The 7119-nt window shown below is 67.7% G+C and carries 8 protein-coding genes; 5 read left to right on the forward strand and 3 right to left on the reverse strand.

Annotation, left to right across the window (positions count from 1 at the left end; all coding sequences use genetic code 11):
* The coding region (locus HUV06_RS13440; protein WP_174301765.1) for an N-acetylmuramoyl-L-alanine amidase at nt 1-978 on the forward strand (978 nt) is incomplete at its 5' end.
* Between the two features lie 58 nt (nt 979-1036).
* Here the strand turns inward: HUV06_RS13440 and HUV06_RS16685 are convergent.
* Nucleotides 1037-1552, reverse strand: coding sequence for an ATP-binding protein (locus HUV06_RS16685; RefSeq protein ID WP_174301766.1), 516 nt, complete (start codon nt 1550-1552; stop codon nt 1037-1039).
* Nucleotides 1553-2172: 620 nt separating this feature from the next.
* Nucleotides 2173-2625 (reverse strand): cupin domain-containing protein, encoded by a 453-nt coding sequence (locus tag HUV06_RS13450; protein ID WP_217433859.1) that lies wholly within the window; start codon nt 2623-2625, stop codon nt 2173-2175.
* Nucleotides 2626-2807: 182 nt separating this feature from the next.
* On the opposite strand from HUV06_RS13450, the gene gatC reads away from it, so the two are divergent.
* From gatC to HUV06_RS13465, 3 genes are read left to right on the forward strand one after another with little or no spacing between them, the layout of a single operon-like run.
* The gene (gatC, locus tag HUV06_RS13455; protein ID WP_174301768.1) at nt 2808-3095 is read left to right on the forward strand and encodes an Asp-tRNA(Asn)/Glu-tRNA(Gln) amidotransferase subunit GatC; all 288 of its coding nucleotides are present in this window, start codon (nt 2808-2810) and stop codon (nt 3093-3095) included.
* The gene (gene gatA, locus HUV06_RS13460; protein WP_174301769.1) at nt 3092-4576 is read left to right on the forward strand and encodes an Asp-tRNA(Asn)/Glu-tRNA(Gln) amidotransferase subunit GatA; all 1485 of its coding nucleotides are present in this window, start codon (nt 3092-3094) and stop codon (nt 4574-4576) included. The genes gatC and gatA overlap by 4 nt, the downstream gene beginning before the upstream one ends.
* Nucleotides 4577-4599: 23 nt before the next feature.
* Nucleotides 4600-4797 (forward strand): hypothetical protein, encoded by a 198-nt coding sequence (locus HUV06_RS13465; protein WP_174301770.1) that lies wholly within the window; start codon nt 4600-4602, stop codon nt 4795-4797.
* A 13-nt stretch (nt 4798-4810) separates the two neighbouring features.
* On the opposite strand, the gene HUV06_RS13470 is transcribed toward HUV06_RS13465, so the two are convergent.
* Nucleotides 4811-5257, reverse strand: a complete 447-nt coding sequence (locus tag HUV06_RS13470) for a hypothetical protein (RefSeq protein WP_174301771.1) — start codon at nt 5255-5257, stop codon at nt 4811-4813.
* A 284-nt stretch (nt 5258-5541) separates the two neighbouring features.
* Here HUV06_RS13470 and gatB point away from each other — a divergent pair, with 284 nt between their 5' ends.
* On the forward strand, nt 5542-7002 hold the full coding sequence (gatB, locus tag HUV06_RS13475) for an Asp-tRNA(Asn)/Glu-tRNA(Gln) amidotransferase subunit GatB (RefSeq protein WP_174301772.1): 1461 nt from the start codon (nt 5542-5544) through the stop codon (nt 7000-7002).
* Nucleotides 7003-7119 lie beyond the last annotated feature (117 nt).

Consider the following 7119-nt stretch of genomic DNA (forward strand, 5'->3'; position numbering starts at 1 on the left):
GCGGGTGCGGCCCAAGTCCACCTCGACCTCTCCCACGCCGGCGTGGTGCGCCGGCGGTTCCTGCTGCCTCCGGGCGACGGGGTGAACGTCTACCGCTATGTCATCGACGTCACCGATCAGCCGGCGGCCGCCCCTGCCGGTCAGGCCGCCGCGACCAACCCCGCCCAGGTCGCCAGCATCCAGCCCGGCAAGTCCGCGCCCGACCAGGAACTCCACGCCGCCAAGGGCACCCGCCGCGCCAGGCAGATCGCTCAGCTCGCCAAGATCGAGGCGCCCATCGCGCCGCTGACGCCGTCGAAGAAGGTCATCGTCATCGACGCCGGCCATGGCGGCCACGACCCCGGCGCCGCGGGTTCGGACGCCCACGAGAAGGACCTGACGCTCGCCGCAGCGAGGGTGCTGCGCGACCGGCTGGAGCGGGAAGGCCGCTACCACGTGGTGCTGACCCGCGACTCCGACGTCTATGTCGGCCTGCAGGACCGGGTGAAGATCGCGCGCAAGGCCAACGCCGACCTGTTCATCTCGCTGCACGCCGACAGCGGGACCAGCCCCGACATCCGCGGCGCCACGGTCTACACCCTGTCCGAACAGGGCGCCACGCGCGCGGCCCACCAGGTGTTCGAGAAGGCCAACTGGATATCCCCCACCCTGCCCGGCGCCGACGAGCAGGTGAACCGCATCCTGCTCGACCTCACCCAGCGCGAGACCCGCAACCGCTCCTCGGTCTTCGCCGAGACGCTCCTGGAGCGCATCGCCGACAAGGCCCAGCTGCTGCGCCGCAGCCACCGCGACGCCGGCTTCATGGTGCTGCTGGCCCCCGACGTGCCGGCCGTGCTGCTGGAGATGGGCTTCATCACCAACCCGTCCGACGAGCGGCGGCTGGCGGACGGGGGCGAGCGGCGGCGGCTGATGGACGGCGTGGCGCAGGCGATCGACACCTACTTCGCGGGCGAGACGATGAAGGTGGCGAGTCGGTAGGGGCCGCGTCCGAGTAGCGGACGTCCGCTACTTCCGAGTTAGGTGTGGAGAGCTGCTGCTAAGACGTCACATAGACGCTGACGAACTCGGCTACCTCATCGGGCGTAGGGGGCTCCCAGAACCTCTCCGTGAAGTCGAACATCTCTCGAGTGATCGGAAAAGATAGTTGGCCTTGCCCATCATCTTGCTGATTGCGTAGCCGAATGCGCTCCCAACGATCTTCTATCGGTACGTCGAGAACATGGAGTTGAACCGTTAAACCTGCTTTGTTCGCCAATTCTGCATACTTCCGGCGGCAAGCTCTGCTTGCAAAGCCTACTTCGAGCATGCATGCCACGCCTGCTCTAGCGACTTGCACCGCCGTGTCCCAAATTTGTTGCGAACATCGATCTATACGCTCCATCGACCAAGCCGGCTGAAGAGGCTGCGGCGAGTCCATCCAGAACAATGTGGTCATCCACTCATCTATGGAGAAGAGCACCGCCCCCGTCTCGGTGCAGAAGCGCTTAGCGTAGGTCGTCTTGCCCGCGCCGGTAGAACCGACCAAGAAGTGTAAGTGAACGGCAGGTATCATCTTCAATAAGCTTTTTGGGACGGCATGTCAGCTATGGGCGATCTATTGCATCAGCATTGCCCCCACAAGCGGGCGCGAACGCCACCGTGCTTGGGCGTGTCAAGGCGACCTGTGTGCTGCAGGCGAGCCTGCGGCTCGACCCTCGCGACAAGCCCGAGGGCAGGCTCTTGACCCGCGCCTTCCGCGCGGCGGCTCACCGGAGGGGGCGGACGCAGGGCGTCCCTTGGTGAGGTTCGACTTGGCCTGCGGCTGCGTCGAACACAGGGCTTCGGCTTGGGGGCGCGGTCGTCTTCTCCTCCCCTGCGAAGCGGGGGTTTGAACGCGAAGGCGTTCATGGGCGCGGTGCGGATACGCGCCGTGACGGAGGGGGCGTCGCGGGCGCCGGGTTGGGTGATGCGGGAGATGAAGGCTAGGTCAGCAGGCCGTGACCGCGGGGACGCGCCCTCCGTCGGCTTCGCCGCCACCTCCCCCGCTTGCGCAGGGGAGGAGAACGAGCGCTCTTCCTTGCATCAGCCCTGCGTTCGATCCGCGGCGCCCCGCCATTCCGGCGGCGCCCCGCCTTCGGCTAGGTCTGTGGGCAAGGCGGCTCCGACACGAACAGCACGCGGGCGGGCTCCAGGTCACGCCGCCTGCAGCTTCGGCTCCGGGGCGGCGAAGGCCGGCAACTGGCCGCCGACCAGGCCGCGGAGCTTGCTGCGCAGGCGGACCAGCAGGGCCATGGGCTGGGGCACGCTCTCGCGGAAGATGGCGAGCTTGCGGACATAGCTGTCCACCCGCCAGGTGGCCGAAGAGCCTGCAGGGAAGAACACCACGTCGCCCGGGCCCAGCACCTCGACCCGGCCACCGGGAAGACTGAGGGTGACGCCGCCTTCGATGACGTGGATGGTCTCGTCCTGGTCGTAGACCCAGCGGAAGACCCCCGCGGAGCAATCCCACAGCATGGTCATGGCCGTGCGGTCGGCGCTGCGGGCCAGGACGGTGTTGCGGGCCACAGGGCGGCCCTCGATGATCCACTCCGCGCGGATGGGCGCGCTGGAGAGCTGAACGTCCTGTGAGCTGACGATGATTGACACTCGTTCTACTCCGATCTCAGTTTGAGGCGACCGGCGCCGCGATGCGGACTGTCTCGCAAGCCGGACGCCACATTCGCCTGTCGGGCGAACCTGCGGCTGCGACATTCTGCCCGGGCTTGATTTCCTCCCAAAGCGCGGGCCGCTTGCCATCCCCGCTGCGGCGCGGCAAACCCGCGCCCATCATGTCCATAGACGCCGCCACCGTGCGCCGGGTCGCCCGGCTCGCCCGCATCGCCGTTCCCGAAGCGCGCCTGGAGCCCATGGCCCAGGAGCTGAGCGGCATCCTGGACTGGATCGAGCAGCTGAACGAGGTGGACACAGACGGTGTCGCGCCCATGACCTCCTGCGTCGCCGCCAGCCTGCCGCTGAGGGACGACGTGGTCACCGACGGCGAGAAGCGCGATGCGGTGCTCTCCAATGCGCCGAAGTCCATCGGCGGCTTCTTCGTGGTGCCGAAGGTGGTCGAATGAAGCCCGCCGACCTCACCGGCCTGACGCTGAAGGCGGCGCGCGACGGTCTGGCCACCGGCCGCTTCTCCGCCGAAGAGCTGGCCCAGGCGCATATCGAGGCCATCGCCGCGGCCAACGCGCACCTGAACGCCTTTGTGCTGGAAACACCGGACAAGGCGCTGGCGATGGCGCGGGCCTCGGACGGCCGCCGCGCCCGGGGCGAAGCCGGCCCGCTGGAGGGGATCAGCCTGGGCGTGAAGGACCTGTTCTGCACCGAGGGGGTGCGCACCACCGCGGGCTCCAGGATCATCGGCGAGTTCGTCCCGCCTTACGAGTCCACCGTCTCCGCCAACCTGTGGCGCGACGGCGCGGTGATGCTGGGCAAGCTGAACATGGACGAGTTCGCCATGGGCTCATCCAATGAGACGTCTGCTTTCGGACCCGTGACCAACCCCTGGCGCGCTGCGGGCTCCAACCAGCGGCTGACGCCAGGCGGCTCCTCCGGCGGCTCCGCGACCGCGGTGGCGGCGGACCTGTGCCTCGGCGCCACGGCCAGCGATACCGGCGGCTCGATCCGCCAGCCGGCGTCGTTCACCGGCACGGTGGGGATCAAGCCGACCTACGGCCGCTGCTCGCGCTATGGCATGGTGGCTTTCGCCAGCTCGCTGGACCAGGCCGGTCCCATCGCCAAGACGGTGGAGGACGCGGCCATCCTGCTCACCTCCATGGCTGGCCACGACGCCAAGGACAGCACCTCGCTGGACGTGGAGACGCCGGACTTCGCAAGCTTCGTCGGCCGCTCGCCCAAGGGCCTGCGCATCGGCGTGCCCAAGGAGTACCGGCTGGACGGCATGCCGGAGGAGATCGCACGCCTGTGGGACCAGGGGGTCGCCTGGCTGAAGGACGCGGGCTGCGAGATCAGGGAGGTGACGCTACCCCACACCCGCTACGCCCTGCCGGCCTACTACATCGTGGCCCCGGCGGAGGCCTCGTCCAACCTAGCCCGCTACGACGGCATGCGCTTCGGCCTGCGGGCCGAGGGCGGCGGCACGCTGACGGAAGTCTATGAACGCTCCCGCGCCGAGGGCTTCGGCGAGGAGGTGAAGCGACGCATCCTGATCGGCGCCTACGTGCTCTCGGCGGGCTACTATGACGCCTATTACCTGAAGGCGCAGAAGGTCCGCCGTCGGATCGCCGAGGACTTCGACGCCGCCTTCCTGGAGGTCGACGCGCTGCTGACGCCTACGGCGCCGTCCGCGGCCTTCGCGCTCGGCGACAGGGTCAGCGATCCTCTGGCCATGTACCTGAACGACGTCTTCACCGTCACGGTGAACCTGGCGGGCCTGCCGGGGATCAGTATTCCGGCAGGCCTCGACACTTCGGGCCTGCCGCTGGGGCTGCAGCTGATCGGCCGGGCGCTGGACGAGGGGACGCTGTTCACCCTGGGCGCCGCGATCGAGCAGGCGGCCGGCTTTCGCGCGAGGCCTGCGTCCTGGTGGTGATGCGGCCCTGGATACGGTGGCTGATGATCGCTGCGCCGTTCGGGCTGATCGCGCTCGGCGGCTGGTGTCTGGTGCGCTCGCCCTGGCCTTCGATCTGGCGACTGATGCTGCAGGGCCGGCATGTGCTGGTGGCCCATACCTGGTCGACCGTGGGGTTGCCCGTCGCGGCGGCGGCCAGTTTCGCGTCCGCCATCGTGATCTCGCTACAGATAAGGCGCTGAGGCAAGCCCTCGGCTAGAGAGACTCGATGGCGCTGAGCACCTTTCGGTAGACGGACCGCGAGAACCGCTTCACCCGCGTGCCGCCTTCGGCCAACAGGTTGTGACCGGACGGCTCGGCCGTGGTGATGCTCACCTTGGTCAAGTGGGCCTGCAACCGTGTCAGCTTGGATCGAGAAATGCGTCCGTTGGACAGCAGGGCCAGCTTGGCTGGGCTCATGGTGCGGAACATGACGTATTCCGGCCGTTCGCACAGGCCCGGCAACTCGTGCTCGAGTACGGCGCGCCCTTGCGGCGAGGAGGCGATGACGTCGATGGGCGTGTCGACGGACAGTTTCTGGGCTTGCCGGTCCATTCCGGAGGCGCGGGCCTGCTCCTTGGAGGCGTCGCCCGCGATCGGCGCACCCATGTCCTCGGGCATCGCCATGTCGTCGGAAGGCGTGGCGGCTGCCGTCGACGTCATCAAGCGAGTTGCAACAGGCAGCGTGGCGGGTTGGGCCGCAGCATCAAAGCCCGCGCATAGGCCAGCTGCGGTCAGGACCAAAGCGAACGTGCGCTGCAGGACAGGGTGTCCAAGCACGGCTCGATCTCCCCTAAGGTTCGCAGGCGCTGAACGCAGCGCCCTTCGGACTGGCTCCAACCTATAACCTGATTTTCTAACGCCGTGTTGCGCTATCGACACAAGGCGCCGGGCTGGCTTGATCGCGTCCATGCGCCTAGATCGTAGGACTATAGGAGAGGTCTGCGATGAGCGAACGGGCGCCTTACCGGGTCACCGGCCGCAGCGGCGAGTGGGAGGTGGTGCTAGGATTGGAAGTCCACGCCCAGGTTGCCTCCAACGCCAAGCTGTTCTCCGGCGCGTCGACGGCGTTCGGGGCCGCGCCGAACGAGCACGTCAGTCTGGTGGACGCCGCCTTCCCGGGCATGCTGCCGGTGATCAACCGCCATTGCGTGGAGCAGGCGGTGCGAACGGGACTGGGCTTGCGCGCCCAAATCAATTTCAGCTCGCGCTTCGACCGCAAGAACTACTTCTATCCGGACCTGCCGGCCGGCTATCAGATCAGCCAGTTCAAGGACCCGATCGTGGGCGAGGGCGAGCTGGCGGTGGAGCGGGACGACGGCTCGACCTTCATCGTGGGCATCGAGCGGCTGCACCTGGAGCAGGATGCCGGCAAGTCGATCCACGACATGGACCCCAACTGGACCTATGTAGACCTGAACCGGGCGGGCGTGGCGCTGATGGAGATCGTCTCGCGCCCGGACCTTCGCTCGCCCGAGGATGCGGCCGCGTACGTGAAGACGATGCGCGCCCTGGTGCGTAGGCTGGGGACCTGCGACGGCGACATGGAGAAGGGCAACCTGCGCGCCGACGTGAACGTCTCGGTGCGCAAGCCCGGCGGCCCGCTGGGCACCCGCTGCGAGATCAAGAACGTCAACTCCATGCGCTTCATCCAGCAGGCCATCGTCTATGAGGCCGCGCGCCAGGTTGAGGTGCTGGAGGACGGCGGCTCCATCATCCAGGAGACCCGGCTGTTCGACGCGGCGAAGGGCGAGACCCGCTCCATGCGCTCGAAGGAGGAGGCGCACGACTACCGCTACTTCCCCGACCCCGACCTGCTGCCGCTGGAGATCGATCCGGCCTGGGTGAAGGCCATCGAGGCGAGCCTGCCGGAACTGCCGGACGCTCTACGGACGCGGCTGCAGTCTCAGTATGGCCTGTCGCCTTACGACGCGCGGGTGCTGGCGACCGATCACGTGCTGGCCGACTACTTCGAGACCGCCGCCAAGGGCCGCGACACCAAGCTGGTGGCCAACTGGGTCTCCAACGATCTGGTGGGTAAGCTCGGCAAGGCGGAGCAGTCCATCGAGGACAGCCTGATTGCGCCTGCGGACATCGCAGAGCTGGTCGGCCTGATCGAGGACGGCGTGATCTCGTCGAAGATCGCCAAGGACGTGTTCGAGCGCATGTGGGCGGGGGAGGGTGCGCCCAAGGCCATCGTGGAGGCGCATGGCCTGGTCCAGGTCAGCGACACTGGCGAGCTGGAGGCCATCGTGGACCGGCTCGTCTCCGCCAATCCGGACAAGGCGGCCGCGGTGAAGGCCAAGCCCCAGGCCATCGGCTGGTTCGTGGGCCAGGTGATGAAGGAGACCGGCGGCAAGGCCAACCCGGCGGCGGTCAACGCGATCCTGCAGGTGAGGCTGGGCTAACGCTCCCTGCGACCGAAGCGCCCGCTTCAACCAGATTGATGGAGTGCGTCTCCCATTCGCGCATAGGATGTGACTGGCAATTAGCCGTGGGGGACGTCGGATGTTGGGATCGTTCGG

Source organism: Caulobacter sp. S45 (assembly GCF_903642205.1).
In the GTDB taxonomy this organism is placed as follows: Bacteria; Pseudomonadota; Alphaproteobacteria; order Caulobacterales; family Caulobacteraceae; genus CAHJWH01.

Bases quoted from the DNA above. Each gene is read 5' to 3' on its own strand.
- HUV06_RS13470 (WP_174301771.1), bottom strand. From the start codon at position 5,257: ATGACGTCGACGGCAGCCGCCACGCCTTCCGACGACATGGCGATGCCC.
- gatB (WP_174301772.1), top strand. From the start codon at position 5,542: ATGAGCGAACGGGCGCCTTACCGGGTCACCGGCCGCAGCGGCGAGTGG.
- HUV06_RS13465 (WP_174301770.1), top strand. From the start codon at position 4,600: ATGATCGCTGCGCCGTTCGGGCTGATCGCGCTCGGCGGCTGGTGTCTG.
- HUV06_RS16685 (WP_174301766.1), bottom strand. From the start codon at position 1,552: ATGATACCTGCCGTTCACTTACACTTCTTGGTCGGTTCTACCGGCGCG.
- gatC (WP_174301768.1), top strand. From the start codon at position 2,808: ATGTCCATAGACGCCGCCACCGTGCGCCGGGTCGCCCGGCTCGCCCGC.
- gatA (WP_174301769.1), top strand. From the start codon at position 3,092: ATGAAGCCCGCCGACCTCACCGGCCTGACGCTGAAGGCGGCGCGCGAC.